Origin of the sequence: Microbacterium sp. NPDC056052 (assembly GCF_042266785.1) — a bacterium.
In the GTDB taxonomy this organism is placed as follows: Bacteria; Actinomycetota; Actinomycetes; order Actinomycetales; family Microbacteriaceae; genus Microbacterium.
In genome coordinates this window covers 97107-122455 of the sequence record NZ_JBHJWV010000007.1, presented here as the reverse complement: position 1 = coordinate 122455, position 25349 = coordinate 97107, and the positions used below count along the sequence as shown (strand labels likewise).

The following is a 25349-nucleotide window of genomic DNA, read 5'->3' as shown; positions in this document are numbered from 1 at the left end:
GTTCAGGCGGCACGAACGGCGTCAGCCGCGTCCGTCGCGGTGTCACGGGCGTCCTGGGTGAGCGCTGCCGATGCCGCTCACCCGATCACCCTGCGGAAGGTGCTCTCATGTCCGACAAGCACAACATCGAGACGCCGCACGAGCGGCGCCCCTTCCAAGCCCACGGTCACATGGACGTCGTGACCCTGGGCGACTTCACGATGGGACGAGGGGTCTTCGAGCCCGGCTGGCGGTGGTCGAACGACGTCAAGCCGATCGCGGGCACGGAGTCCTGCCAGACGCACCACACCGGGATCTGCCTCGAGGGGCGGATGACCGTGCGGTTCGATGACGGCACCGAGCTCGACATGGGTCCGGGCGATGTGGTCGATCTGAGCCCCGGGCACGACGCCTGGACGGTCGGCGACACCGCCTGCGTCTTCGTCGACACGGGAGTGAAGGGATACGCAAAACCGGCGTGAGCCGCGACCCGCGGATCGTGGCTCACGCCGGCTCGGTCCTCGTCCGACTCCTCTGACCGCGAGACTCCATCTGGGCGACGAGAATGCGGTTTGATACTGCAGTCTCGTCGCGGAGTTGGAGTCTCGCGGTCAGGAAGGGCGGCGCGGGGTCAGCGGGCGGTCGGGGTGCCCTGGGGGCGCGACGAGCGACGGCGGCGGCGCCGGGCCGGAGCGGCGGGGGCGACGTCACCGGTTGCGGATCCGGCCGTGCGGCGCTGTCCCTGGGCCTGCCGGTTCTGCGCCTGAGCCTGCCGGTTCTGGGACTGGGGCTGCCGGCTCTGAGCCTGCGATGCGGGCTTCTTCTTCGGCGCCTGACGCTGCGGCTGCTGCACCGGCTTCGGCTCGGGCTTCACGTACGCGGCGGTCTCGCCGACGAGTTCGGCCACGGCCGGGGAGGACGCGGAGACCGGCTCGATCGCGGCCGTGATCTTCGCCTTGCGCAGCAGGTCCTTCACATCGCGACGTTGCTCGGGGAGCAGCACGGTGACGACCGTGCCCGCGGCGCCCGCGCGCGCGGTGCGACCCGAGCGGTGCAGGTACGCCTTGTGCTCGGCGGGCGGATCCACGTGCACGACGAGATCGACGTCGTCGACATGCACGCCGCGGGCGGCCACGTCGGTGGCCACGAGCACGCGCACACCGCCGTCGGCCGGGTCTCCGGCGAACGAGGCGAGGTTGCGCTCGCGCGCGCCCTGGGAGAGGTTTCCGTGCAGGTCGACGGAGGGGATCCCGGCCGTGGTGAGCAGCTTGGCGAGCTTCTTGGCCTGGTGCTTGGTGCGCGTGAACAGGATGCGTCGTCCGGCGCCCGAGGCGAGCGTCTGCACGAGCACCTTCTTGACGTCGGCGTCGGCGACCTCGAGCACGCGGTGGGTCATCTCGCCCACCGGCACGCTGGACTCGTCGACCTCGTGGCTGACCGGGTTGGGCAGGAAGCGGCGCGCGAGCACGTCGATGCCGTTGTCGAGGGTGGCGCTGAAGAGCAGGCGCTGGCCGTCCTTCGGCGTCGCGTTCAGGATGCGCGTCACACCGGGCAGGAAGCCGAGGTCCGCCATGTGGTCGGCCTCGTCGAGCACGGTGATCCGCACCTCGTCGAGGCGCACGACGCCCTGCTTCATGAGGTCTTCGAGGCGGCCGGGGCAGGCCACCACGATGTCGACGCCGCGGCGCAGCGCCTCCTCCTGGGGGCGCTGGCTGACCCCGCCGAAGACCGTGGTCACGCGCAGGTTCGCGGCCTTGGCGAGCGGTGCGATGGTCGCGGCGATCTGCGAGGCGAGCTCGCGGGTCGGTGCGAGCACGAGGCCGCGCGGGTGCTGCGGCCGGGCCTTGGTGCCGGACAGGCGCGCCACGAGCGGGATCGCGAAGGCGAGGGTCTTGCCGCTGCCGGTGCGGCCGCGGCCGAGCAGGTCGCGGCCGGCGAGGGAGTCGGGCAGGGTGCCCTGCTGGATCGGGAACGCTTCGGTCTTGCCGTCGGCTTCGAGCACGGCGGCGAGCTCGGCGGGCACGCCGAGATCGAGGAAGGTGGGCATGGATATCTCCTGGACCGGATCGTCCGGCCGCATAAGGGCGTCTGTTCGACGCGAGAGGTCGCCGCTCGAGAACCGGATCGCGAGGGGGAGCTGGGCTCCGCTTCCAGGGATGCGATCCCTTTGGTCTCAAAGAAGGCCAGAGGATCCGGGATGGCGACGAGATGCCGGAAGATCCGACATCCCGTCCATCCTATCCTGGATCCCCTGATCCTCGGTTCAGGTGCCGAAGAGATCCTCGATTCAGGCCTCGACGAGCTCGGGGAGCGGGGTCGCCGAGGTGGTCACCGCGGGGCGGGTGTGCACCGCCCAGACGATCGCACCCGCGAGGAGCGTGGCGATGGCGACGAGCCCCCACGCGGTGGCGAAGCCGGAGCCGGTGCCGTGCGGGGCTGCGCCGAACACGATCGCGCCGGTCGCGGCCGAGCCGATCGCGGATCCGATCGTGCGGAGGTTCGCGTTCACGCCGGTCGCGACGCCGGTGACCGCGGCGGGCACGCTCTGCACGACGATTCCTGCGGAGGCCGCGTAGGCCAGCCCGCATCCGATCCCGAAGCCGGCGCCGGCCAGGGCCAGCTGCCACGGCGCCGAGTGCGCGAGCGCGGCGGATGCGCCGGAGAGGCCCATGAGCAGCGAGCCGATCACAAGCAGGGTGCGCAGCGACAGGATGCGGTTCAGTGCGCCGGTGGCGAATCCGACACCGCTCATGCCGATGAGCATCGGGACGAGCATGAGCCCGGCATCGCGCACCGTGAGGCCTGCACCGCCAGCGGACGGGGACAGCTCCAGGAACTGCGGCAGGTAGCCCCAGAACGCGAAGACGCCGGCCCCGATCAGGAGCGATGCGGCGTTCACCGGCCAGATCGCGGGGGAGGCCAGCAGGCGCAGATCCACGAGCGGCTCCTTCGCGCGGAGTTCGCAGGCGATCCACGCGGCGAAGGCGAGGACGGCGACGCCGAACAGCGCGAGTACGGCCGGCGATGTCCAGCCCCAGCGGGAGCCGGTGCTGAGCGGCACGAGCAGCGCCACGAGCCAGGCGGAGAGCAGCACGGAGGAGAGCGTGTTGACCCGCCCCTGTGCGCGGACGCCGCTGTCGCGGACCACGGCGAGCGTCAGGAACGCACCGAGCGCCGCCACCAGGAACGGCACCGCGAACGTGCCGCGCCAGCCGACGAGGTCGGCCAGCGGTCCGGCGAGCACCGTGCCCGCGGCGCCGCCGATGCCGATGACGGCGCTCACCACGCCGATCGCCCCGGTCACGCGCTTGCGCGGCAGGGCGTCGCGCAGCAGACCGTAGGCGAGGGGGAACAGTGCCCCGCCGACGCCCTGCAGCACGCGGGCGACGATGAGCACCTCGAGCGTCGGGGCGATGGCGGCCAGCACGTCGCCGGCCGCCGTGACGCCCAGTGTGATGAGGAACGTCGTGCGCCGGCCGCGCAGATCGCCGACGCGTCCGAGCGTCGGGGTCGCGACGGCGGCCGCGATCAGCCAGGCCGTCATGGTCCAGCTGGCCGCATCCGCGGTGACGCCGAACTCCGCCTGGATGAGCGGCACGAGCGGGATGACGAGGTTCTGAAGAAGTGCGATGGAGGAGACCGCCACGGCGATCGCGACCAGGATCGAGGTGGATGAGCGGGACATGAGTTCCCTTCCGGAGCCTGGAGAAGAGGGGTAAAGTGGAGGGAGACCTCCGAACGGAGGATGCCTCCGGATTGAGATTACCGGAGGGTTCCTCCGGTTTGCAAGGGGTCTACCGAGACTTTTGGGAAGGACGGCACGATGGGTGGCCAGAACCGGGCGACGACGACGCTGGAGGAGCGGCGACCACGCCGCGCCGACGCCGCACGGAACTTCGACGCCCTCGTCGCCGCGGGGCGCGAGGCGTTCGCCGAGGACGGCTCCGGCGCCTCGCTCGAGGACATCGCGCGTCGGGCGGGCGTGGGAATCGGCACGCTGTACCGCAACTTCCCGACCAGGGACGACCTGATCGAGACGCTCTACCTCCGTGAGGTCGCCGCGCTCGCCGACGCCGCTGACGAGGTGGCCGACCTGGCGCCGTGGCCGGCGTTCGAGGCCTGGCTGGGCCGCTTCGTCGAGTACGTGGGCACCAAGCACGTGCTGCTGGACGGCCTGAACCGGGAATCGTCGGTGTTCGCGGAGTGCCGTGGTGTGATGCTGGGCGCGGGGGAGCCGCTGCTGCGACGCGCACAGGAGGACGGCGCGGTCAAGGCGGGCATCGCGATCGCCGATGTCGTCAAGCTCATCGCCGGCGTGAGCGCGGTGGCCTATGACGACGAGGAGCAGCGCCGCCGCGTGCTCGGCCTCGCGATCGGGTCGCTGCGCTCCTAGGCGTGCAGAGCCTCGTTGAGCGTGACGCCCACGCCGGCGCGGCGCACGGCTTCGACAGCGCCGGAGAGCGAGTTGCGGCGGAACAGGATCCCGTTCTCGCCGCTGAGCTCCGCGCCCTTGACGACAGGGCGGCCGCCGTCGGCCAGCGGAGCGCCGTCGGCGAGCACGATCTTCGTGCCGGCCGTGACGTAGAGCCCCGCCTCGACGATGCAGTCGTCGCCGAGGGAGATGCCGATGCCGGCGTTCGCGCCGAGCAGGGTCCGTGCGCCGATCGAGACGCGGTGCGTACCGCCGCCGGAGAGCGTGCCCATGATCGAGGAGCCTCCGCCGATGTCGGATCCGTCGCCGACGACGACGCCCTGCGAGATGCGGCCCTCGACCATGGAGGCGCCGAGCGTTCCCGCGTTGAAGTTCACGAAGCCCTCGTGCATGACCGTGGTGCCGGGGGCCAGGTGGGCGCCCAGGCGCACCCGGGAGGCGTCGGCGATGCGCACACCTTCTGGCAGCACGTAGTCGGTGAGCCGCGGGAACTTGTCCACGCCGGAGATCTGGATCCCCGCGCGCTGCAGCAGCGGGCGCAGCCGCGCGGCGTCGGCGGGGAGCATCGGTCCGGCGCTGGTCCACGCGACGTTGGGCAGGTGGCGGAAGATGCCGTCGAGGTTCAGCTCGTTGGGGCGCACCAGCAGGTGCGAGAGGGCCTGGAGGCGCAGGTAGGCGTCGGCGGTGGAGGTCGGAGCGGCGTCCAGGTCGATCGACAACTGGACGGCCTCGATGGTGACGTTGCGGCGCTCGTCCGGGCCGACCAGAGCCTCGAAGGTCAGCGCGGAGGCGGCGAGGTCCTCTGCGGACGGCGCGATCGCGCTGATCTCGGCGAACCAGGCGTCCAGGACGGTGCCGTCGCCGGCGATGGTGGTCAGTCCGGAGCCGTGGATCATGCGCGCGTCGGTCATGCCTCCACGCTACCGAACGCCCGCCCCCAGCTTCCCCTTCATGACGCGGCGCTAGGGTGGGGACCATGCCGCTCGATCTCACCGCCTCCGCGGCGGACATCACCCGCGCGATCTGCGACATCCCCAGCGTCTCGGGGGAGGAGAAGCCTCTCGCCGACCTGATCGAGGAGGCCGTGCGCCCGCTCGGCCATCTCGAGGTGCTCCGCGATGGCAACACGATCGTCGCCAGGACGAACCTGGGCCGCGCGCAGCGCGTCGCGATCGCCGGGCACATCGACACGGTGCCGATCAACGACAACGTGCCCACGCGCGACGTGGAGATCGACGGCGAGGCGCTGATCCGGGGACGGGGCACGGTCGACATGAAGGCCGGTGTCGCGGTGCAGCTCAAGCTCGCCGCGGAGCTCACCGAGCCCGTGGTCGACATCACCTGGATGTGGTACGACAACGAGGAGGTCGAGGCCGCCCGCAACGGCCTCAAGCTGCTCGCCGAGCACCGGCCGGACCTGTTCGAGGCCGACTTCGCGATCCTCGGCGAGCCCTCGAACGGCGAGGTCGAGGGCGGCTGCAACGGCACGCTGCGCGCGGTCGTGCGCACGACCGGGGTGCGCGCGCACTCGGCGCGCGCCTGGATCGGCGAGAACGCGATCCACCGGGCGGCGCCGATCCTGGCCCGCCTGGCCGAATACCGTCCGCGCGAGGTGACCGTCGACGGCCTGGACTACCGCGAAGGGCTGAACGCGGTGCGGATCAGCGGCGGTATCGCCGGCAACGTGATCCCCGACGCCTGCGAGGTCGAGGTGAACTACCGCTTCGCCCCGAACAAGTCCGCGGCCGACGCCGAGGCCCACGTGCGCAACGTGTTCGCCGGATTCGCGGTCGAGATCACCGACGTCGCCGAGGGCGCCCGCCCCGGCCTCGACGCCCCCATCGCACAGGACTTCGTCGCCGCCGTCGGCGCGACCCCGAAGCCGAAGTACGGGTGGACCGACGTGGCGCGGTTCTCCGCGCTCGGCATCCCCGCGGTCAACTACGGACCGGGGGATCCGCATCTCGCGCACCACGACGAGGAGCGGGTGCCGCTCTCGCAGATCACGGCCACCGAACGGGGCCTGCGTTCCTGGCTCAGCGGTGTCTGAGCTCGCTGCCGTGGCGGCGCCCCGCCGACGCAACGCCGCCGCGGCACCGCGGTGGGCCGCGCGGTTCTACGCGCGCACGCCCGCCTGGGCGGGAATCCTCGCGATCTACCTCGGCGCCCGGCTGATCACCACGGGCCTGATGTTCTGGGCGACCACGCTGTCCGGCGCTCCGGGCTCGCGGTTCGGTCACGGGGCGTCGATCGCGTCGTTCGTGACCGGATGGGACGCGCAGTGGTACTGGTACATCGTCGTGTACGGGTATCCGACGGTCCTGCCGCTCGGTACGGACGGGCACATCACCCAGAACTCGTGGGCGTTCCTTCCGGTGTACCCATGGGTCTCGCAGGTCTTCGCGCTCCCGTTCGGCACGGGCGGCTGGGGCGTGGGAGCCGCACTCGTCTCCCTCGTGTCCGGATATCTCTGCTGCCTCGTGCTGTTCCGGATGATGCGCGGAAGGATCGGGCGGATGGCGGCCGTCTGGACGGTCGTCTTCTTCGCCTCCGGCCCACTGGGCGCCCTGTTCCAGGTGGGGTACGCCGAGGTCCTGAACATGCTGTTCCTGCTGCTGGCGCTGGACGGTCTGATCCGCCGCCGCTATGCGCGGCTGTATCCGCTGATCGTGCTGATGGGCTTCACCCGGCCCGGCGTGCTGGCGTTCGCGCTCATGCTCGGCCTCATGCTCGTGGTGCGCTGGGTGCGGCGGAAGGCGGATCCGCTCGCGGGTCGCGAGATCGCGCACTACTTCGGGCTCGGCGCGCTCGGTGTCATCGTGGGCTTCGGGTGGCAGGCGATCGCGGGGATCGCGACGGGTGTGCCGAACGCCTACCTGGAGACCGAGCTGAGCTGGCGCGGATTCTGGATGCCGCAGGACGGGCATGCCGTGTTCTCGCCTTTCGAGGGGTGGCTGAGCGCGATGCCGTACTGGGCGCGGCTGCTGGGCCTGCCCGGATGGCTCGGGCTCGTAGTGCTGGCATTGCTCGTCCTGCTGTTCGCCGCAGCGCTGATCTTCGGCCCCGGCGTGCGGCGACTCGGACCGGAGATCCGCCTCTTCTCGGCGAGCTACGCGCTGTACCTGCTGGCCGTGTTCTTCCCGCAGTCCAGCACGCTGCGGCTCCTGTTCCCGCTCGCCCCGCTCTGGGGTGCGGTCGGGTGGCGCCGGTCCTGGTGGCTGCGGATCGCGGTGCTGCTGGTGTGCATCGGCCTGCAGGCGCTGTGGATCGCGAACGTGTACGGCTTCGCGAACACCTTCTGGCGCGTGCCCTGAACCGGGCCGAACGCCGCGCGGCTCGGCCGCGCGGCGGTAAGCGGTGTCCCGGCACCCACTAATATGGGAGTCGTAGACCACCGAGGAAAGGGAGCACCGCGATGGCAGCGATGAAGCCGAGGACTGGCGACGGACCCATGGAGGCCGTGAAGGAGGGCCGCCTGATCATCGTGCGCGTCCCGCTCGAAGGCGGCGGGCGTCTGGTCGTCTCCGTCAACGACGCCGAGGCGAAGGAGCTTCACGACGTGCTGAGCAACGTCGTGGCAGCCGCCTGAGCGATCCGCACGATTGCATAGATCCAGATCTTTCTCAGATCTTCGAAAGGCCCGCTTCCCGCGGGCCTTTCGTCATTCCGCGATGCCCGTCAGCTGCAGCAGGCCCTCTCCGACCGTGCTCAGCGCGGCGAGCACGGCGGGGGACTGCTGGGTCTCCTGGATGAGCGAGCGGTAGGCGACCGTGACCTCGTCGCGCTGCACCGGATCCGCGACCCTGCCGCCGGCGAGCACCCGCGGCACGAGCACGGTGCCCCCGGCGCGCACGAGTCGCAGACCGTGCTCGACGTACTCGATGACGTTCTCGGGATCCGCGTCCACCAGGACGATGTCGTAGGCGGCCTCGTTCATGCGGGGCAGCACGTCGGCGGCCCTGCCCGCGATGAACCGGGCGCGGGTCGGGGCGATCCGCGCGTCCTGGAAGGCGCTGCGGGCGGCGGCGAGGTGCTCCGGCTCGTTGTCGATCGAGGTGAGCACGGCCTTCGGGGCGCCGCGCAGCAGCCACAGGCCCGAGACGCCGGCGCCGGTGCCGATCTCGACGATCGAGCGCGCGCCGGTGGCCGCGGCGAGCACGGCGATCTGGGCTCCGACGGCGGCGCTGATGGGCTGCGCGCCGAGCTCGACCGCGTGCGCGCGCGCCCGCGCGATCTCATCCGGCTCGATGATGGCTTCGCGCACGTACCGTGCGTTGGCGTCCTGCTCGCTCACTTCGACTCCCTGGCGGTCGCTCAGTGCACCGCATGTTCCCTCAGCGTAAGCGTCCCGCGTGTCTGCGTGAGCGAGGCGCGGCGGTACCCTTATGACATGTTCTTCGGCATCACCATCGAGAAGCTGCTCGTGATCGGCGTGATCGCTGCCCTTCTCGTTGGCCCTGAGCGCCTTCCGGGGTACGCGGAGTCGTTCGCGCGCCTGGTCAAGAAGGCGGGCGACTACATGCGCGGCGCCAAGGATCGCATGCGCGAGGAGGTCGGGCCGGAGATCGATGAGCTCGACTGGCGCAAGCTCGACCCGCGACAGTACGACCCGCGGCGCATCATCCGCGATGCGCTGCTGGACGACAGCCCTGCCGCCCCGACCCCGGCGGCCGCACCGGCCGCGGTCGAGGCCGCTCCCGCGGCCGCGGGATCCGCCGCCGCCCTCCTCGCCTCGGCGTCCGCGATGAACGCCGCATCGGCATCGGCTGAGGCCGCGCCGGCCTCGAAGGGGCCGAAGGTCTTCTCCGCCGAGGAGCTTCCCCCGTACGACAGCGAAGCCACCTGAGCCCCGCTCAGCGAGGGCTGACCGGCAGGCGCCGCCCGGCGAGGCCGCGGCCCGCCTGATCGACGGCGTCCGCGACCGTGAGGATCGCGCGCGCCGCAGGATCCTCCGGATCGCCGAGCACGACCGGCAGACCGGCGTCGCCGCCCGTGCGCAGCGCGGGGCTCAGCGGCACGGAAGCCAGCAGAGGGACCGGATCCGCGTCCCGCGAGAGCGCGTCCGCCACGGCCTGCCCGCCGCCGGAGCCGAACAGATCCAGCATCGTCCCGTCCGGCAGGGCCAGGGCGGCCATGTTCTCCACGACCCCGATCACGCGCTGCCCGGTCTGCCGCGCTACGAGGGCGCTGCGGATCGCCACATCGGAGGCGGCCTCCTGCGGCGTGGTGACGACGAGCACCTCGGCATGGGGCAGGAGCTGGCCGAGCGTGATCGCGATGTCGCCCGTGCCGGGCGGCATATCGATGAGCAGCACGTCCAGATCGCCGAAGAACACGTCGGTGAGGAACTGCTGGACGGTGCGGTGCAGCATGGGTCCGCGCCACGCGACGACGGATTCGCCCTCGCGCAGGAACATCCCGATCGAGATCGCCTTCACGTCGTGCGCGACTGGGGGCAGCATGAGGTCGTCGATCCGGGTGGGCTGGGTGCCGGGGGCGATTCCGAGCAGGCCGGGGATCGAGAACCCGTGCACGTCGGCGTCGATCAGGCCGACCCTGCGGCCCCGGGCGGCCAGCGCGACCGCGAGGTTGGCGGTGAGCGTGGACTTGCCGACCCCGCCCTTGCCGCTCGTGACGGCGATCACGCGGGTGAGCGAGTTCGGGCCGAACGGCATCTGCCGGGGCGGCCTGCCGTCGCGCAGGCGCTCGGTGAGCGCGCGGCGCTCCTCGGGCGTCATCACGCCGACCGCGACCTCGACGGCCTCGATCCCGGGGACGGCGGACGCGGCCGCGTGCACGTCGGACTCGATCCGCGTGGCCGCGGGGCAGCCCACGATGGTCAGTGCGATCCCGACGTGCGCGACCGTGCCGTCCACCGTGATGTCGCGGAGCATGTCGAGGTCGGCCAGCGGACGGCGCAGCTCGGGATCGGTGACGGCGCCGACCGCATGACGGACCGCATCGGCGAGGTCGCCGGTCACGGAGTCTGCTCCGCCGGATCCTCGTCGCGCAGCTCAGCCAGCATCGCCCTGAGCTCGGCGCGCAGCACTTCCCGGGTGATGCCCTGGGCCGAGCGCTCCTCGAGCGCCATGCGCAGCGCGACGATCTCCCGGGCCAGGTATTCGGTGTCGGCGAGATTGCGTTCGGCGCGCTGCCGGTCCTGCTCGATCTGCACGCGGTCGCGGTCATCCTGTCGGTTCTGCGCGAGCAGGATCAGGGGGGCGGCGTACGAGGCCTGCAGCGAGAGGATCAGCGTGAGCAGTGTGAAGTTCGTCGCGGCGGGGTCGAACTGCCACTCCTCGGGCATCGCGATGTTCCACCACAGCCAGACCAGGACGAACACCGACATCCCGATGAGGAATCCGGAGGTTCCCATGGCCCGCGCGAACGCCTCGGAGAACCGCCCGAAGGTGTCGCTCGACGGCGTCGAGGAGGAGCCGCGGCCGAGCATGCCGGAGCGGCCGCGGGGCAGATCCAGCCCGCGACGGCCCGACTTCGCCATCATCCCGCCGCTCCCTGCGTCGGGACGGAGCGCGCGGATCCGCTGTGGTCATCGGCGTCGTGCGATCGCCAGTCGTCGGGGAGCAGATAGTCGAGCACGTCGTCGACGCTGATCGCGCCGACGAGCCGGTGCGCCTGATCCACGACGGGGAGCGAGACGAGGTCGTAGCTGGCGAGCATGCGCGCCACCTCGGCCGCGGAAGCGGTCGCGGGCACGGGTTCGAGCGTGTCGTCGACGATCGCGCCCAGCCGTTCGTGCGGGGGATAGCGCAGCATGCGCTGGAAGTGCACGACGCCGAGCAGGCGTCCGGTGGGCGTCTCGAACGGCGGCAGCGTGATGAACACCGCGGCGGCCAGAGCGGGATGCAGCTCGTGCCGGCGGATCAGGGCCAGGGCCTCTGCGACCGTGGCATCGGCGGAGAGGATGATCGGCTCCGGGGTCATCAGACCGCCCGCGGTGTCGGGGCTGTAGCGCAGCAGCATGCGCACGTCCTCCGCCTCCTCCGGCTCCATGAGCTCGAGGAGGTGCTCCAGGCGGCCCTGCGGCAGCTGCGCGAGCAGGTCGGCGGCGTCGTCCGGCTCCATCTGGTCGAGGATGTCCGCGGCGCGCTCATCGCCGAGGCGATCCAGGATGTCCATCTGGTCGTCCTCCGGCATCTCCTCGAGGGCGTCGGCGAGCCGCTCGTCCGGCAGCTCCTCCGCGACTTCGATACGGCGCTGCTGGGGCAGGTCGAGCAGGGTGTTCGCGAGGTCGGCGGGGTGCATCTCGGAGTAGGTGGCGACGAGCTGCTCCGCCGACTGCGCCTCACCAGGACGGTTGTGCTCGTGCACCTCGTTCCACGTCGCGAACGTGGTCGGCCCCTTCGCGAACGGCGAGGCGCTGGTCTTGGGCTTGCGCAGGAACAGCTGGCTCACGGACCACTCGCCCAGCCGGTTCGGCTCGATCGCGACGTCCTCGATCACCGCGGTGCCGGACGCGTCGGAGAAGTCGACCCGTCGGCCGACGAGTTCGGCCATGATGCGCACCTCGCCGTTGCGCGGCTTGAACCGGCGCACGTTCATCAACCCGGACGTGATGACCTGTCCGGTGCTGATCGAGCCGACGCGTCCGATCGAGAGGAACACCTGCCGACGGCCGGGGATCTCGCACACCAGGCCGATCACGCGCGGGGCCGCGCTACTTCGGTACACGACGACGACATCTCGGACTTTCCCGATCCGGTCGCCGGCGGGGTCGAACACGGCGCACCCGGCCAGGCGCGCGACGAAAACCCGCTGTGTGCTCATGGTTCCAGCGTACTGTCCGCGACCCTGGGATCCGGGGCGGGTGACGGCTTCTGGCGGCCAGGACGCGACCGCATGGAAGAATGGACCGATGAGCATGCTCAACACGTCAGGCCCCGCGGGCGAGATCGGCGAGACGGTCGCCACGGTGACCGAGTACGAGGCCGCGCAGAAGCTCGTCTCGCAACTGATCGCGGGGGAGATCCCGGCCAGGGCGATCGCCATCGTCGGGGTCGGCGTGCAGACCGTGGAGCGGGTCACCGGCCGCCTCGGCTATGCGAACGCCGCGCGCTCCGGCGCGGTCAACGGCGTGCTCATCGGGCTCTTCCTCTCGGCGATCTTCGTGCTGGGGAATCCCTCCGTGCCGATGCAGGCCTTCATCGGGATCCTCTTCGTCGGCGTCGCGATCGGCATGATCCTGAGTCTCATCACGTACGCGATCGTGCGCCGCCGCCGCGACTACGCGAGCGTCATGCAGCTCAAGGCCGACCACTACGAGGTGACCGTGCTGCCGGATTCCGTCGGCAAGGCGCGCCAGGTGCTCGGCCGCGCCGTGACACCCGTCCCGCCGTCCGGACAGGCCGCCGCCCCGGCCGCCGGCCCCCTCGCAGGTCCCGCGGCCGCGCCTCCGCAGTACGGCGAGCGGATCGAGGAGCCGCCGCGCTACGGAGAGCGCATCGCGCCGCAGCGCCCTCCGTTGCCGCCCGCTCCGCCGGTCGCCCCGGTCGCCCCGGTGCAGCCGGTGGAAAGTGCGGCCGTCGAGGACGAGCCGGCCGAGGGCGCGAACCCCGCCGAGCGCGAGAACCCGGCGGGCGACGGCGCCGCGCGATGACCGTGCTCCCCGAGGAGCGGTTCCGTCTTCCGGTCCCTCTCCCCGCCGGGACGGTCGAGGTCTCTGCGGTGTTCGGCCCCGCGCGCGGCGACATCGACGCGACGGCCGGCGCGCCGCTCGTGGTGATCGCGCACGGGGCGGGGGCGGGCATGGACCATCCGTTCCTCACCGGCTTCTCCGCCGCGCTGCGGGCCGCGGGCCTGCACACGCTGCGGTTCACCTTCCCGTACCTCGAGGCGGGGCGGCGCATGCCGGGCCCCGCCGCGCACGCGATCCTCACCTGGCGTGCCGCGATCGCCGCGGCGCGTGAGCGCGGATCCGGATCCGTCGTCGCCTGCGGCAAGTCCTATGGCGGGCGGATGGCGTCGATGGCCGCCGCCGACGAGGCCGGCCTCGACGCGGACGCGCTGGTCTACCTGGGCTACCCGCTGCATCAGCCGGGCAAGCCGGAGAAGCCCCGGATCGAGCACCTGCCGGCCGTCATGCAGCCGCAGCTCTTCGTCGAGGGCACGAGCGACCCGTTCGTGCAGCCGCTGTCGCAGCTCGAGGAAGCCGTCGCGTCCTGCCGGGATGCGCGGATCCTCTGGATCGACGGCGGCGGGCACTCGTTCGAGGTGAAGGGCCGCAAGCGCCCGACCGAGGAGATCGGGGCGGAGCTGGCGCCGCTCGTCGCCGATTTCGCGCGGTCGGGCTTCATGATCGACGCGTCCGTGCCGGACGCATCCGGGAAGGACGCAGAGGGAGACGCATGAGCACGGCGGAGGAGCTGGACGCGATCGGGATCGACAGGCTGCGCGAGATCGGCAGCCTGAAGTGGTCGGTGTTCCCCGAGGCGATCGGCGCGTTCGTCGCCGAGATGGACTTCCCGCCCGCCCCGGCGATCGCCGCCGCCATGAAGGGCGCGATCGACGACGGGCTGACCGGGTACCTGCCGGCAGCCGTGCGGACGCGCATGACCGAGGCGACCGCGCGGTGGCAGAGGGACCGCTACGGCTGGGACGTGCCGGCGGAGCGGATCCGCCCCGTGCCCGATGTGCTCACCGCGCTGCGCGCGACGATCGACTTCTTCACCGCGCCCGGCTCGAAGATCGTGCTGCCCACGCCCGCGTACATGCCGTTCCTGACGATCCCGGCGATGCACGATCGCGAGATCATCGAGGTGCCGATGCTCGTCGAGGACGGGCGCCACGTCTACGACCTGGACGGCATCGACCGGGCGTTCGCGGACGGCGGTGGCCTGCTGATCCTGTGCAACCCGTACAACCCGCTCGGGCGCGTGTTCGAGCGGGCCGAGCTCGAAGCGGTCGCGAAGGTCGTCGCACGGCACGGCGCGCGCGTGTTCTCGGACGAGATCCACGCGCCGCTCGTCTTCGCGCCCCATCGGCAAGTGCCCTATGCGAGCATCGGCGCGGTCGCCGCGGGACACACGATCACCGCCGTGAGCGCCTCGAAGGCGTTCAACCTGCCGGGCCTCAAGGCGGCCCAGGTGATCCTGACGAACGACGCGGACGCCGAGACGTGGGCGCGGCCCGAGGTCGCCTGGGCCGAGCACGGCACGGCGAACCTCGGCGTCATCGCGACCACGGCCGCCTTCGACGAGAGCCGGGAGTGGCTCGACGGGACGCTCGACTACCTCGACGGCAACCGCCGGATGCTGGGGGAGCTCCTCGCGGAGCACATCCCGGACATGGGCTATCGCGCTCCCGAGGGCACCTACATCGCGTGGCTGGATGCGCGCGGGCTCGGCATCGAGGGCTCGCCCGCCGCCTTCTTCCGCGAACATGCGGGTGTCGCCATGACGGACGGAATCGCCTGCGGCGTCGCGGGGGAGGGCTACCTGCGTTTCATCCTCGCGACGCCCCGTCCCGTGATCGAGCAGGCCGTGCGCCAGATGGCCGAAGCGCTGCGCGAGCACGCCGCGCGCTGAGCCCCTCGGGCGGGCCGTCTTCCGTCGAGGCCCCCTCGCAGCGCCGAAGCCCCCTCGCAGTTGCGCAACTGCGAGGGGGCTTCGGCACTCAGAGGGGGCCTCGACGCCGGTGGGCGTCAGCGTCTGCCGGCTGTCAGGACGCGGATCCCTGCACGCGGGCGATCCAGGCCTCGACCTCGGCGGAGGTGCGGGGGATGGCGGAGGAGAGGTTCACGGGGCCGTCGGCGGTGATCAGGATGTCGTCCTCGATGCGCACGCCGATGCCGCGGTACTCCTCCGGCACGGTCAGGTCGTCGATCTGGAAGTACAGACCGGGCTCGATCGTGAACACCATGCCGGGCTCGATCCTGCCGTCGTAGTACATCTCGCGGCGGGCCTGGGCGCAGTCGTGCACGTCGATGCCGAGGTGATGGCTCGTGCCGTGCACCATGTAGCGGCGGTGCTGGCCGCCGTTGTCGGCGTCGAGCGCCTCCTCGGCGGTGACCGGCAGCAGACCCCATTCGGCGGTGCGACGCGCGATCACGTCCATCGCGGCCGCATGCACCTCGCGGAACAGCACGCCGACCTTCGCGGCGGCGAAGGCGGCGTCCGCGGCTTCGACCACGGTGTCGTAGATCCGGCGCTGCACGTCGCTGAACGTGCCGCTCACCGGGAGCGTGCGGGTGATGTCGGCGGTGTAGAGGCTGTCGGCCTCGGCTCCGGCGTCGACCAGGATCAGGTCGCCCGGCAGCACGGCGCCGTCGTTGCGGGTCCAGTGCAGGTAGCAGGCATGCGGGCCGGACGCGGCGATCGTGTCGTAGCCCTCCCAGTTGCCGTCGCTGCGGGCGCGCTGGTGGAAGACGCCCTCGACGATGCGCTCGCCGCGCGGGTGCGCGATCGCGCGCGGGAGGTCGCGGATGATGTCGTCGAAGCCGTTCGCAGTGATCTCCACGGCGCGGCGCATCTCGGCGATCTCGTAGGCGTCCTTGACGAGGCGCAGCTCGGAGACGAACTGGGTGAGCTCGCCGTCCTCGTCGACCACGAGGTCGTGATCGCCCGCCGCGAAGTCGTCGAGGTGCGCGGTCGCCACGCCCAGATCGGCGGCGACGCCGGCGAGCGCGGGACGCGGCCCGATCCAGAACTCGCCGATCGTGGCGTCGGAGTAGAACTCGCTCGTGGTGCGGTCGGCGCGCTCGCGGAAGTACAGGGTCACGTCGTGACCGTCCGCGGTGGGCTCGAAGACGAGGAGGGAGTCGGGCTCGGAGTCGGCGGCCCACCCGGTGAGGTGCGCGAACGCCGAGTGCGCGCGGAACGGGTAGTCGGTGTCGTTGCTGCGCTGCGCGAGGGATCCGGCCGGGATCACGAGGCGCTTGCCGGGGAAGGCCGCGGAGACGGCCGCCCTCCGCGCTGCGGCGTACGGCGCCTGCGCGCGCGGAGCGGGCAGGGACTCCGGGCGCTCGGCCCAGCCCGTGGAGATGGTGTCGAGGAAGCCCTGGGGGAAGGGCTGGCGGCGGTTGGTGGTCGTCGAGGTGGTCGCGGCGGCGGCATCGCCCTGCTGCTCGATCGTGTCGTGCTCGGAGGTCATGGATCCATCCTCTCACCGGCCGGTGCGAGAAGGATCCCGGGCGGGAGGCGACGGAGGGGCCCGGACCGCCGTTTCGGCGATCCGGGCCCCTCCGGTCGATCCGGTTCAGATCACTGCACGGCCTTGAGCGCGTTCACGATGCCGTGGCCGTAGTAGCTGTTCAGCTCAGGAGTGCCCACGCACGCGGCTCCCTCGTCGTACTGCGGAGCCGAGCACGCGGTCGGCGTCGCGTCGTCCTCGAGCTTCTGCACCATCTGCGCGGGTGTCAGCTCGGGGTGCGCGGACTTCATCAGGGCGAGCACGCCGGCGACGTGCGGGGACGCCATCGAGGTGCCGCTCTTGAGGCCGTACTTCGCGCCGGGGATCGTGGAGAGGATCCGGGATCCGGGCGCCGCCACGTCGATCTCGCCGAGACCGCGGTTGGAGAAGTACGACAGCTGACCGGTCTGCGTGAGCGAGGAGACCGTCACGACGCCGGGGACCTGCGCGGGGATGTCCTTGCAGCCCTGGTTGATCGTGCGCGGAGTCGGCTCGGCGGCGTCGTCCGGGCTGCCCTCGTCGCGGGTGTTCACCGTCAGGTCGAGACCGGAGTTGCCGGCCGCCGCAGCGCTCACCACGCCCTGGGAGTTGGACCAGTTCACGGCACGGGCCACGGCCTCGCGGACCGCCGCCTGGTCTGGCTGGTCATCGCACCAGAACTCGAAGGGATCGATGTAGTAGCTGTTGTTCGTCACGTCCATCCCGCGCTGCGCGGCCCACATGAAGCCGCAGACCGCATACTCGGGGTAGATGAACCCGTCGTCGTTCACGACCTTCACCGACGCCAGACGCACGTTCGGGGCGACGCCGACGATGCCCACGTCGTTGCGGGCCGCCGCGATCGTGCCCGCGACGTGCGTGCCGTGGTCGGAGGTGGTCGGGTACCAGCCGCCCTCGGCCTGGTCGGGCCGTCCGCCGGCGGTGCAGTTGACGGAGTCCGCGACGTCGATGTTCGCCTGCAGGTCGGGGTGCGTCGGGTCGATGCCGGAGTCCAGCACGCCCACGAGGACGTTGCGGTTGCCGTCGGTCACCTGGTGCGCCTGATCCGCCTGGATCATGGTCATGTCCCACTGCTGGGATTCGAGGGAATCGGACGCGGCCGCGGGCACCGGCTCGGTGGGCTCGTCGCCGTTGACAGGCTTGTTCTTGCCCTGCTTCCAGCCGGAGGAGCCAGGTCCCCACGGCGCCTGCGGGCCGGTGACCTTGTCCTTGACCTCGACCGTGCGCGTCGCGCCGACGGAGGCGACGACGTTCTTGCCCTTGGCCTTCACGGTGTCGCGGAACGCCGCGCGGTCGGACTGCGCGACGATGACGCCGATCTCGGGCCAGCTCTGCACGACGACGCCGCCGGCCTCGGTCACGGCCTTCTCCGCCTTGCGGGTCTGGCCGGGGTTCGCCTGGCCGATGTTGACCACGTAGCTCATCACGGTGCCGTCCGGCGGAGTGATCGGGACGGGCGTGGACGGCTCGTTGGTGGCCGCGGTGGCGCTGACGGAGCCCGCCAGGACCAGTCCCAGCGCTGCGACGGTGCAGGCGATGGTGCGGAACGAGCGGTGGGCGTTTGGCATCCTCATCAGTGAGGGTCCTCTCGTGGGGGTGGGTGCCGACCAGGTCGGCGCGGGCGGATGGCCCTGCAACGTTTCTACTTGCCTCTCCCAGCCATTTCAATGCTTGCTGATAGCCGGATATCAGGGTAGGAGCGGATCCGGATCCTGAAGCTCCCGCACCACGGCGCATCGGCCGCCGGGCTAGCGTGGAGGCATGACCGAAGCCGTCCCTGCTCGCCGATCCGCCCTGTCCTGGCCGTGGGCGGTGGGGATCGATGCCGTGCTCGTGATCGTCTTCGCCGCCATCGGGCGCGCGAGCCACGAGCACGGCATCGACGCGCTGGGCGTGCGGGAGACGGCCTGGCCGTTCCTCGTCGGGCTCGCGGTCGGCTGGCTCGTGCTGCGGGCCTGGAGGGCGCCCGCCGCGCCTCTGCGCACCGGGGTGGCGCTGGTCGTGATCACCGTCGTGCTGGGGATGACCCTGCGGGTGGTGAGCGGCGGCACGACCGCGGTCGCGTTCATCATCGTCGCCACCGTGACGCTGCTGATGTTCCTCGTGGGCTGGCGGGGGATCGCCGCGCTCGTCGCCCGGGGGCGCGCTCGCCGCTGAGCGGTTCAGACCCGTGCCGGCTCCAGCGCCGGCGTCAGGGGGTCGCGCGCTCCAACTGCGTGATGAGGGCGCGGTGGTCGCTGCCGCCCGAGCCGGCGGGAAGGACCGCGGATCCGGTCGCCCGCCAGTGGGACGTGGCCATGACGTGGTCGATCGGAGCGCCCAGGAGCACCGGCACCGATGTCGGCCAGGTGCCGACGCCGCCGGAGCCGGAGCGCGATGCGACGTCGCGGCAGGCGCCGAGGTCGCCGCCGTCGGTGCCGAGCCCGCCCATGTGATCCAGGGTCGCGTTGAAGTCGCCGGCGAGGATCACGTTCTTGCCGGCGGGGCACTGGTCGGCGACCCAGCGCAGATCCTGCGTCCAGTCCGTCATCTCCTGCGGGCGCGGCGCGACGGTGTGCACCGCGACGACGGTGGGGCCGTCGCCCTCGACCGGCATCACGACGGCGCTCGGCACCGAGGACGTGTTGCTGGATCCGTCGGCGGAGGAGGGGATGACCGAGTAGTCGCCGAGCGCGGGCGAGATGAGCACCGTGGTCTGCCACGAGTCCGGCCCCTGGGTGACCTCGGGGCGGTACTGCACGTGATGCACCCACATCGGGTGCCCCGCCTCGCGCAGCGTGAGCGCGATCTCCTCGCCCACGGCCTCCGTCATCTCCGGCAGCGCCACGATGTCGGCCTTCTGAGCGACGATCGTGTTCGCGATGTCGCCGGCCGAGACGGCCTCTCCTGCGGTGTTCCAGGCGAGCACGCGCACGCTCGTCGCGGTCTTCTCCGGAAGGGCGTCGGCGGTGTCGACGCCGCGCAGCGCGAGGATGGCCGCAGACGCGCCGCCGCCGAGCAGCGCCACGAGCGCGATCGACGCCGCGAAGCCGCGAAGCGGGCGGGCCAGGAGGAGCAGGAGCGCCAGCACCAGGATCGCGCCGAACGCGAGCACGAGCACCGCGCGCGAGGCCACGATCTGCGTGATCGGGAACGTCTGCTCGAGGTGGAAGAACTGCGGCCAGGTCACGACCGCGGTGGCGATCGCGAAGAGGACGGTGAGGAGGATCCCGATCAGTCGAAACATCGCCTTCGAGCCTAGGCGAGCGGATCTGTGAGGGTTCTGGTGCTCGGCCCTGGATCCGCACAGGACGAGCGCGGCGGCGCGGGACGGTCTCCGGGCGCAGGGGATCGCTACGCTCGGAGGATGACCGATGCCGATCCGACGTCACGCCCCGCCCTGTTCGACGGGCCGATCGATCTGCATCTGCATTCGAACCGCTCCGACGGCACGGAGGATCCCGCGACCCTCGTCGAGCGCGCCGTGCAGGAGGGGCTGGGCACGATCGCGCTCACCGACCACGACACGACGGCCGGATGGGTGGACGCGGCCGAGGCCGCGACGGCGCACGGCATGACGTTCATCCCGGGTATGGAGCTGTCCGCCAAGGACGGCTGGCGGAGCGTGCACGTCCTGGCCTACCTGTTCGACCCGACGGATCCGGATCTCGCCGCCGAGACCGCCCGGATCCGCGAGGACCGCATCGGCAGGGCCGAGCGCATCGTGAAGGGCATCGCGCGCGACTATCCGCTGCGCTGGGAGGACGTGCTGGAGCAGACGGATCCGGGGGCGACCGTGGGACGGCCGCACATCGCAGACGCGCTGGTCGCCCGCGGGATCGTGCGCGACCGCGGGGAGGCGTTCGACGGGATCCTGCACCCGCGTCAGGGGTACTACGAGGCCCACTACGCGCCGGATCCGCTCACGGCGATCGAACTCGTCGTCGGGGCCGGGGGAGTGCCGGTGATCGCGCACCCGGCGGGGCGCGAGCGCATGACGGATGCGACTCTGCGGCGTCTCATCGACGCGGGCCTGGCCGGGCTCGAGATCGATCACCGCGAGAATACGGCGGAGGGGCGCGCTTGGCTGCGCGGCATCGCCGCCGAGAACGACCTCATCGTGACCGGATCCAGCGACTACCACGGTGCGGGCAAGCCGAACGTCCCCGGTGAGAACACCACGGATCCGGCGATGCTGCAGCGCATCATCGACAGCGGATTCGGATCCGCCCCGGTCTACCCGATCCGGGCCCGGTAACTGCCCGCGAGACTTCAAATGGGCGACGAGACTGCACCTGTGAAGTGCAGTCTCGTCGCCCAGATGGAGTCTCGCGGTCAGAGATGAGCGCGGATCGGGCGCAGGCGCGGGGCGGGGTCAGGCCCCGGGCTGCGGGGCGCTGCCGCCGGCGGCGCCGCCCGAGGGGCGACGGCGACGCCGGCGACGGCGCTGTGCGGCCGGCTTGCCGTCGTGGTGCTCCGCACCCTGACCGTCGTGCGTTCCGGATCCCTCGGCGGCGCGATCGGCGTCACCGGATCCGGAGGGCTTGGCGGCGGGAGCCTCTGCACCCTCGGCGAACGTGGATCCGACCTCGTCCTCCGCGTTGCGGCGACGACGGCGGCGGCGCGTGGCTCCGTCACTCGTGCCCTCCGCGGCCGCGTCGGCGGCACGCTGCGGCTCGCGCTGCTTGCGGGCGGGCTTCTCGGACACCGGCGCGGTGACCAGGCGGCCCTTGGTGCCCGCCGGGATGTTCAGGTCCTCGTAGAGGTGCGGGCTCGACGAGTATGTCTCGATGGGCTCGGGCTGGCCGAACTCGAGCGCGCGATTGATCAGGGCCCACTTGTGCAGGTCCTCCCAGTCCACGAACGTGACCGCGATGCCGGTCTTGCCCGCGCGGCCGGTGCGGCCCGCGCGGTGCAGGTACGTCTTGTCCTCGTCCGGGATCGTGTGGTTGATCACGTGGGTGACGTCGTCGACGTCGATGCCGCGGGCGGCGACGTCGGTCGCGACGAGCACGTCCCTCTTGCCCGCCTTGAACGCGGCCATCGAGCGTTCGCGCTGATCCTGGCCCATGTCGCCGTGCACGCCGCCGACGTTGAAGCCGCGGTCGCTCAGCTCGTCGACCAGCCGCTGCGCCGCGCGCTTGGTGCGCGTGAAGATCACCGTCTTGCCGCGGCCCTCGGCCTGGAGGATGCGGGCGATGACCTCGTCCTTGTCGAGCGAGTGCGCCCGGTAGACGAGGTGCTTGATGTTCGCCTGGGTGAGACCCTCGTCGGGGTCGTTCGCGCGGATGTGGATCGGGTTCGTCATGAACCGGCGCGCCAGCGCCACGATCGGCCCCGGCATGGTCGCCGAGAAGAGCTGCGTGTGGCGCACCGCGGGGACCTTGGAGAAGATCTTCTCGATGTCGGCGAGGAAGCCGAGGTCGAGCATCTTGTCGGCCTCGTCGAGCACGACCTCGGTCGCATGCGAGAGGTCGAGCAGGCGCTGGTTGGCGAGGTCGATGAGACGGCCGGGGGTGCCGACGACGATCTGCGCGCCGGCCTTGAGCTGGTCGATCTGGCCCTCGTAGGCCTTGCCGCCGTAGATCGCCACCACGCTCGTCGAGCGGTTGCCGGTCAGCAGATCCATGTCCTCGTACACCTGCACCGCGAGCTCGCGGGTCGGCACGACGATGAGCGCCTTGACGCCGTGCTCCGGGTCGAGGCCCAGGCGCTGCACCACGGGGATGCCGAAGCCGAAGGTCTTTCCGGTGCCCGTCTTGGCCTGTCCGATGATGTCCTGGCCGGGAAGGCCCAGCGGGATGGTCTGCTCCTGGATCGGGAAGGCGTCGACGATGCCCTTCGCCGCGAGGGCGTCCACGATGTCCTGATCGATGCCGAGTTCGGCGAAAGAAGTCACAGTCTTTGATTGCCTGTCCGGCGGGCCTTGCGATTCGCGGCGCCGCCTCGTTGATGGGGTCCACGCCGAATCCGTATGCACAGGCGCGGGGCTCCGATCCGTCGCCGGAGCGGGTTCCAGCCTACCGGAGCGGGCCCGCGTCCTCGGGATCGGATCACGCGGGGCGCGCGCCGCCCCCGTCACGGCCGAGGGGCTCCACTAGGCTGGGCGCGTGGTGAGGTGGTTCTGGCAGCGCGACAAGGCGCCCCGACGCACCCTGGTGCTCCGCTCCCGGGGCGACGTGGGCGACGCGACCCGCGTCGACTTCGCCGAGCTGGCGCCCGAGCTGAACACGTTCCTCGGGCAGGCCGCGTATCTGCAGCTGGGCTACTTCGAGACGCTCACCCGTCTCATCCGCGCCACCGACGATCTCGCGGAGAAGGAGATCCTCTCCCGCGCCGCAGGCGCCGCCCTCGCCAAGCACCACGCGATCGTCGCGATCATCGCTGCGCACGGCGATCGGCCGACCGAGGTGATGCTGCCGTTCCGGGAGCAGCTGGACGCGTTCCGGCGCAAGACCCTCGGGCCGCGCATCGCGGAGACCATGCTCGCGGTGTACCTGACCGCCGGCATGCTCGACGACTTCTACATCGCACTCGCGTCCAGCTACGGGGAGATCGGAGCGGAGGTCGCCCGGATCCTCTCTGAGGCCGACGACCGGCACGAGATCATCGGGATCGTGCAGGCCACGATCGCGAGCGACGAGCAATGGCGCTCGCTGCTGTCGATGTGGGGACGACGGCTCGTCGGCGACACGATCCTGGTCGCCAGGACGGCGCTGCGCCCGCACCTCCCCGGCGCGGAGAACGACCGGCTCGAGCCCGTGTTCACCGAGCTGATGGGCGCGCACGCCCGCCGCATGGACGCGATGGGTCTCGCGTCGTAGCGACGGGCGCGCCACGACCAGCCGTGGCGGTCAGGACACGAGGACGTCGTCGCCGAGCACCGCGCGCGCGGTGAGCATCCCGCCCGAGAGCGATGCCGAGTCGAAACCCGACTGCACGAGCAGGCGGTGCGCGATGTGGGAGCGCACGCCGGATCCGCACAGGACGCGGACGGGGCGACCCGCCGCGGCCTCGCGCACCTCGTCGAGGCGATCGCGGAGCTCGGTGTGCGGGATGTGCAGCGCGCCGGGGAGATGCCCCGCGGCGTACTCCGCCGCACTGCGCACGTCGAGGATCAGTGCCTCAGGGCGAAGACGCTCCCAGTCCTGCGCGTACCAGAGCGCGAGCGTGCCGTCGAGGACGTTGGCCCCGACCATGCCGGCGAGATTCACCGGATCCTTCGCGCTGCCGTATACGGGGGAGTAGGCGAGGTCGAGGTCGATGAGATCGGCCGCCGTGAATCCCGCCCTGATCGCCGTGGCCAGCACGTCGATCCGCTTGTCGACCCCGTCGCGGCCGACGGCCTGAGCGCCGAGCAGGAGCCCGTCCCCGCGGCGGATGTGCACCAGGAGCGCCATCTGCGCGGCGCCGGGGAAGTACCCCGCGTGCTGCGTGGGGTGCAGATGCAGCGTGTCCGCCTCGATGCCGGCGGCGCTCAAGGCTGCACTGTTCGCTCCGGTGAGGGCGGCCGTGAGTTCGCCGACGCGGACGATCGCCGTGCCCACGGGCGCGGGGAGGGGTCTCGCCGAGTCCGGACGGAGGATGTGGTCCGCGATCCCGCGTCCCGCCCGGTTCGCGGGACCGGCCAGGGCGACCGGTCGGCGCAGCCCGGTGACGGCATCCACGGAGAGCACCGCGTCGCCTGCGGCGTAGACGTCCGGCAGGTTCGTGCGTCCGTGCTCGTCGACGAGGATCGCTCCGCGCTCGCAGGCGACCCCGGCCGCCTCGAAGGCCGCGGTGTCGGGGTGCACGCCGACCGAGAGGAGGACGGCATCGGCCTCGAGGCGCTCCCCGTTCGCGAGCACGACGACGTCGTGGTCCTCGTGATGCTCGACCGATCCGGCGGCGATCCCGGCATGCAGCCGGATGCCCAGGCGTCGCAGCTCGGCGGCGACCGGCGTCGCGATCTCGGCCTCGAGCGGTGGCAGCACGTGGGATGCCAGCCCGACGAGATCGACCTCCAACCCCTGTCGGCGCAGGGCCTCGGCCGCCTCCACGCCGATGAACCCGGCGCCGAGCACGACCGCGCGCCGAACGGACGCCATGGCGCCGTCCTCGATGCGCTCGCGCAACCGCACCGCATCCTCGACGGTGCGCAGAGTGCTCACGCGCGGCGAGTCGAGTCCGGGCAGCGGGGGACGCACCGCGATCGCGCCCGGAGCCAGGACGAGCGCGTCGTAGGCCAGCTGCTCCTCGCGCTCGGGGCCGCGGACGGTCACGCTCCTGGTGGCGGCGTCGAGCGCGGTCACCTCGTGATGCACGCGGACATCGAGATCGAGTGCGGCCTGCAGGGTCGCCGGCGTCTGCACGAGCAGGCTGCCCCGGTCCTCGATCTCGCCGCCCACGTAGTACGGCAGACCGCAGTTGGCGAAGGAGACGTGCGCACCGCGCTCCAGCACGACGATCTCCGCCTGCTCGTCCAGACGCCGGGCGCGCGCGGCCGCGCTCATCCCGGCCGCCACGCCGCCGACGATCACGATGCGCCGCGGGCGGTCCGTCCCGGGGGCGCTCATCGCCCGAAGATCCGGGACAGCAGCCCGCCCTTGGCGGGGGCGGCGGCATCGATCTCGGCCTGGGTGTGCCGGCCCTCGCACCACTGCGCCGCCGGCACCGCGCGCTTGACGTCGGACACGTGCTGGCCGCATCCCGCCCAGGTGGTCTTCCCGCAGGTCTTGCAGGTCACTGCACGGCACATCTCTGCTCCTCGTCCCGGGCGGTCTCGGATACCCCGGGGAGTATCACCGTAACATACTCCCCGGGGTATACTTGC

General features: G+C 71.6%; 25 protein-coding genes. 12 read left to right on the top strand and 13 right to left on the bottom strand.

Annotated elements, in window-relative coordinates; all coding sequences use genetic code 11:
- Positions 1–107 precede the first annotated feature (107 nt).
- A complete protein-coding gene (locus tag ACFC1J_RS14365; protein ID WP_375907301.1) occupies positions 108–461 on the top strand; it encodes a cupin domain-containing protein in 354 nt (117 codons plus the stop codon).
- A gap of 149 nt (positions 462–610) precedes the next feature.
- On the opposite strand, the gene ACFC1J_RS14360 is transcribed toward ACFC1J_RS14365, so the two are convergent.
- A complete protein-coding gene (locus ACFC1J_RS14360) occupies positions 611–2026 on the bottom strand; it encodes a DEAD/DEAH box helicase (RefSeq protein ID WP_375907298.1) in 1416 nt (471 codons plus the stop codon).
- A gap of 240 nt (positions 2027–2266) precedes the next feature.
- The gene (locus ACFC1J_RS14355; protein WP_375907295.1) at positions 2267–3664 is read right to left on the bottom strand and encodes an MFS transporter; all 1398 of its coding nucleotides are present in this window, start codon (positions 3662–3664) and stop codon (positions 2267–2269) included.
- Between the two features lie 138 nt (positions 3665–3802).
- Between ACFC1J_RS14355 and ACFC1J_RS14350 the strand changes: the two genes are divergently transcribed.
- Complete coding sequence (locus ACFC1J_RS14350; protein ID WP_375907292.1) at positions 3803–4372, top strand: TetR/AcrR family transcriptional regulator; 570 nt, start codon at positions 3803–3805, stop codon at positions 4370–4372.
- Here ACFC1J_RS14350 and dapD read toward each other — a convergent pair.
- Entirely contained in the window at positions 4369–5322 is a 954-nt protein-coding gene (dapD, locus tag ACFC1J_RS14345; protein WP_375907289.1) for a 2,3,4,5-tetrahydropyridine-2,6-dicarboxylate N-succinyltransferase, read from the bottom strand. The two genes, ACFC1J_RS14350 and dapD, sit on opposite strands and share 4 nt — an antisense overlap.
- Before the next feature lie 65 nt (positions 5323–5387).
- Here dapD and dapE point away from each other — a divergent pair, with 65 nt between their 5' ends.
- The 3 genes from dapE (at position 5388) to ACFC1J_RS14330 (ending at position 8000) form a co-directional block, all read left to right on the top strand.
- The gene (gene dapE, locus ACFC1J_RS14340) at positions 5388–6461 is read left to right on the top strand and encodes a succinyl-diaminopimelate desuccinylase (RefSeq protein ID WP_375907287.1); all 1074 of its coding nucleotides are present in this window, start codon (positions 5388–5390) and stop codon (positions 6459–6461) included.
- Complete coding sequence (locus ACFC1J_RS14335; protein ID WP_375907284.1) at positions 6454–7725, top strand: hypothetical protein; 1272 nt, start codon at positions 6454–6456, stop codon at positions 7723–7725. Before dapE ends, ACFC1J_RS14335 begins: the two co-directional genes overlap by 8 nt.
- 101 nt (positions 7726–7826) lie before the next feature.
- A complete protein-coding gene (locus tag ACFC1J_RS14330; RefSeq protein WP_082076728.1) occupies positions 7827–8000 on the top strand; it encodes a DUF3117 domain-containing protein in 174 nt (57 codons plus the stop codon).
- Positions 8001–8072: 72 nt separating this feature from the next.
- On the opposite strand, the gene ACFC1J_RS14325 is transcribed toward ACFC1J_RS14330, so the two are convergent.
- Positions 8073–8705: an O-methyltransferase gene (locus tag ACFC1J_RS14325; RefSeq protein ID WP_375907281.1), complete on the bottom strand. Its 633-nt coding sequence runs from the start codon at positions 8703–8705 to the stop codon at positions 8073–8075.
- 96 nt (positions 8706–8801) lie between these two features.
- Between ACFC1J_RS14325 and ACFC1J_RS14320 the strand changes: the two genes are divergently transcribed.
- Positions 8802–9257: a Sec-independent protein translocase TatB gene (locus tag ACFC1J_RS14320; protein ID WP_375907278.1), complete on the top strand. Its 456-nt coding sequence runs from the start codon at positions 8802–8804 to the stop codon at positions 9255–9257.
- A gap of 7 nt (positions 9258–9264) precedes the next feature.
- On the opposite strand, the gene ACFC1J_RS14315 is transcribed toward ACFC1J_RS14320, so the two are convergent.
- The 3 genes from ACFC1J_RS14315 to ACFC1J_RS14305 are packed head-to-tail and all read right to left on the bottom strand — an operon-like array spanning position 9265 to position 12199.
- Positions 9265–10392, bottom strand: coding sequence for an Mrp/NBP35 family ATP-binding protein (locus tag ACFC1J_RS14315; RefSeq protein ID WP_375907275.1), 1128 nt, complete (start codon positions 10390–10392; stop codon positions 9265–9267).
- Positions 10389–10913: a DUF1003 domain-containing protein gene (locus ACFC1J_RS14310; RefSeq protein ID WP_375907749.1), complete on the bottom strand. Its 525-nt coding sequence runs from the start codon at positions 10911–10913 to the stop codon at positions 10389–10391. The genes ACFC1J_RS14315 and ACFC1J_RS14310 overlap by 4 nt, the downstream gene beginning before the upstream one ends.
- Positions 10913–12199 carry a magnesium transporter gene (locus ACFC1J_RS14305; protein WP_375907272.1) on the bottom strand — a complete coding sequence of 429 codons (1287 nt, stop codon included), beginning with the start codon at positions 12197–12199 and terminating at the stop codon, positions 10913–10915. Before ACFC1J_RS14305 ends, ACFC1J_RS14310 begins: the two co-directional genes overlap by 1 nt.
- Positions 12200–12287: 88 nt before the next feature.
- Here ACFC1J_RS14305 and ACFC1J_RS14300 point away from each other — a divergent pair, with 88 nt between their 5' ends.
- The 3 genes from ACFC1J_RS14300 to ACFC1J_RS14290 are packed head-to-tail and all read left to right on the top strand — an operon-like array spanning position 12288 to position 14955.
- A complete protein-coding gene (locus tag ACFC1J_RS14300) occupies positions 12288–13028 on the top strand; it encodes a general stress protein (protein ID WP_375907270.1) in 741 nt (246 codons plus the stop codon).
- Positions 13025–13780 (top strand): alpha/beta family hydrolase, encoded by a 756-nt coding sequence (locus tag ACFC1J_RS14295; protein ID WP_375907267.1) that lies wholly within the window; start codon positions 13025–13027, stop codon positions 13778–13780. The genes ACFC1J_RS14300 and ACFC1J_RS14295 overlap by 4 nt, the downstream gene beginning before the upstream one ends.
- Positions 13777–14955 (top strand): MalY/PatB family protein, encoded by a 1179-nt coding sequence (locus tag ACFC1J_RS14290; protein ID WP_375907264.1) that lies wholly within the window; start codon positions 13777–13779, stop codon positions 14953–14955. Before ACFC1J_RS14295 ends, ACFC1J_RS14290 begins: the two co-directional genes overlap by 4 nt.
- A gap of 133 nt (positions 14956–15088) precedes the next feature.
- On the opposite strand, the gene ACFC1J_RS14285 is transcribed toward ACFC1J_RS14290, so the two are convergent.
- Together ACFC1J_RS14285 and ACFC1J_RS14280 are read right to left on the bottom strand one after the other, a co-directional pair.
- Positions 15089–16519 (bottom strand): aminopeptidase P family protein, encoded by a 1431-nt coding sequence (locus tag ACFC1J_RS14285; protein ID WP_375907261.1) that lies wholly within the window; start codon positions 16517–16519, stop codon positions 15089–15091.
- A 110-nt stretch (positions 16520–16629) separates the two neighbouring features.
- Positions 16630–18132 carry a S8 family serine peptidase gene (locus ACFC1J_RS14280; protein WP_375907258.1) on the bottom strand — a complete coding sequence of 501 codons (1503 nt, stop codon included), beginning with the start codon at positions 18130–18132 and terminating at the stop codon, positions 16630–16632.
- Between the two features lie 187 nt (positions 18133–18319).
- Between ACFC1J_RS14280 and ACFC1J_RS14275 the strand changes: the two genes are divergently transcribed.
- Positions 18320–18715, top strand: coding sequence for a DUF3054 domain-containing protein (locus ACFC1J_RS14275; RefSeq protein ID WP_375907256.1), 396 nt, complete (start codon positions 18320–18322; stop codon positions 18713–18715).
- Positions 18716–18749: 34 nt separating this feature from the next.
- Here ACFC1J_RS14275 and ACFC1J_RS14270 read toward each other — a convergent pair whose 3' ends face one another.
- Complete coding sequence (locus tag ACFC1J_RS14270) at positions 18750–19784, bottom strand: endonuclease/exonuclease/phosphatase family protein (protein ID WP_375907253.1); 1035 nt, start codon at positions 19782–19784, stop codon at positions 18750–18752.
- A 120-nt stretch (positions 19785–19904) separates the two neighbouring features.
- Between ACFC1J_RS14270 and ACFC1J_RS14265 the strand changes: the two genes are divergently transcribed.
- On the top strand, positions 19905–20795 hold the full coding sequence (locus tag ACFC1J_RS14265) for a PHP domain-containing protein (protein ID WP_375907250.1): 891 nt from the start codon (positions 19905–19907) through the stop codon (positions 20793–20795).
- Positions 20796–20912: 117 nt separating this feature from the next.
- Here ACFC1J_RS14265 and ACFC1J_RS14260 read toward each other — a convergent pair whose 3' ends face one another.
- Positions 20913–22436: a DEAD/DEAH box helicase gene (locus tag ACFC1J_RS14260; RefSeq protein ID WP_375907247.1), complete on the bottom strand. Its 1524-nt coding sequence runs from the start codon at positions 22434–22436 to the stop codon at positions 20913–20915.
- A 211-nt stretch (positions 22437–22647) separates the two neighbouring features.
- Between ACFC1J_RS14260 and ACFC1J_RS14255 the strand changes: the two genes are divergently transcribed.
- Positions 22648–23361 carry a ferritin-like fold-containing protein gene (locus ACFC1J_RS14255; protein WP_375907244.1) on the top strand — a complete coding sequence of 238 codons (714 nt, stop codon included), beginning with the start codon at positions 22648–22650 and terminating at the stop codon, positions 23359–23361.
- Between the two features lie 30 nt (positions 23362–23391).
- On the opposite strand, the gene ACFC1J_RS14250 is transcribed toward ACFC1J_RS14255, so the two are convergent.
- A complete protein-coding gene (locus tag ACFC1J_RS14250; protein WP_375907241.1) occupies positions 23392–25092 on the bottom strand; it encodes an FAD-dependent oxidoreductase in 1701 nt (566 codons plus the stop codon).
- Positions 25089–25274 (bottom strand): hypothetical protein, encoded by a 186-nt coding sequence (locus tag ACFC1J_RS14245; protein ID WP_375907238.1) that lies wholly within the window; start codon positions 25272–25274, stop codon positions 25089–25091. Before ACFC1J_RS14245 ends, ACFC1J_RS14250 begins: the two co-directional genes overlap by 4 nt.
- Positions 25275–25349: the final 75 nt, after the last annotated feature.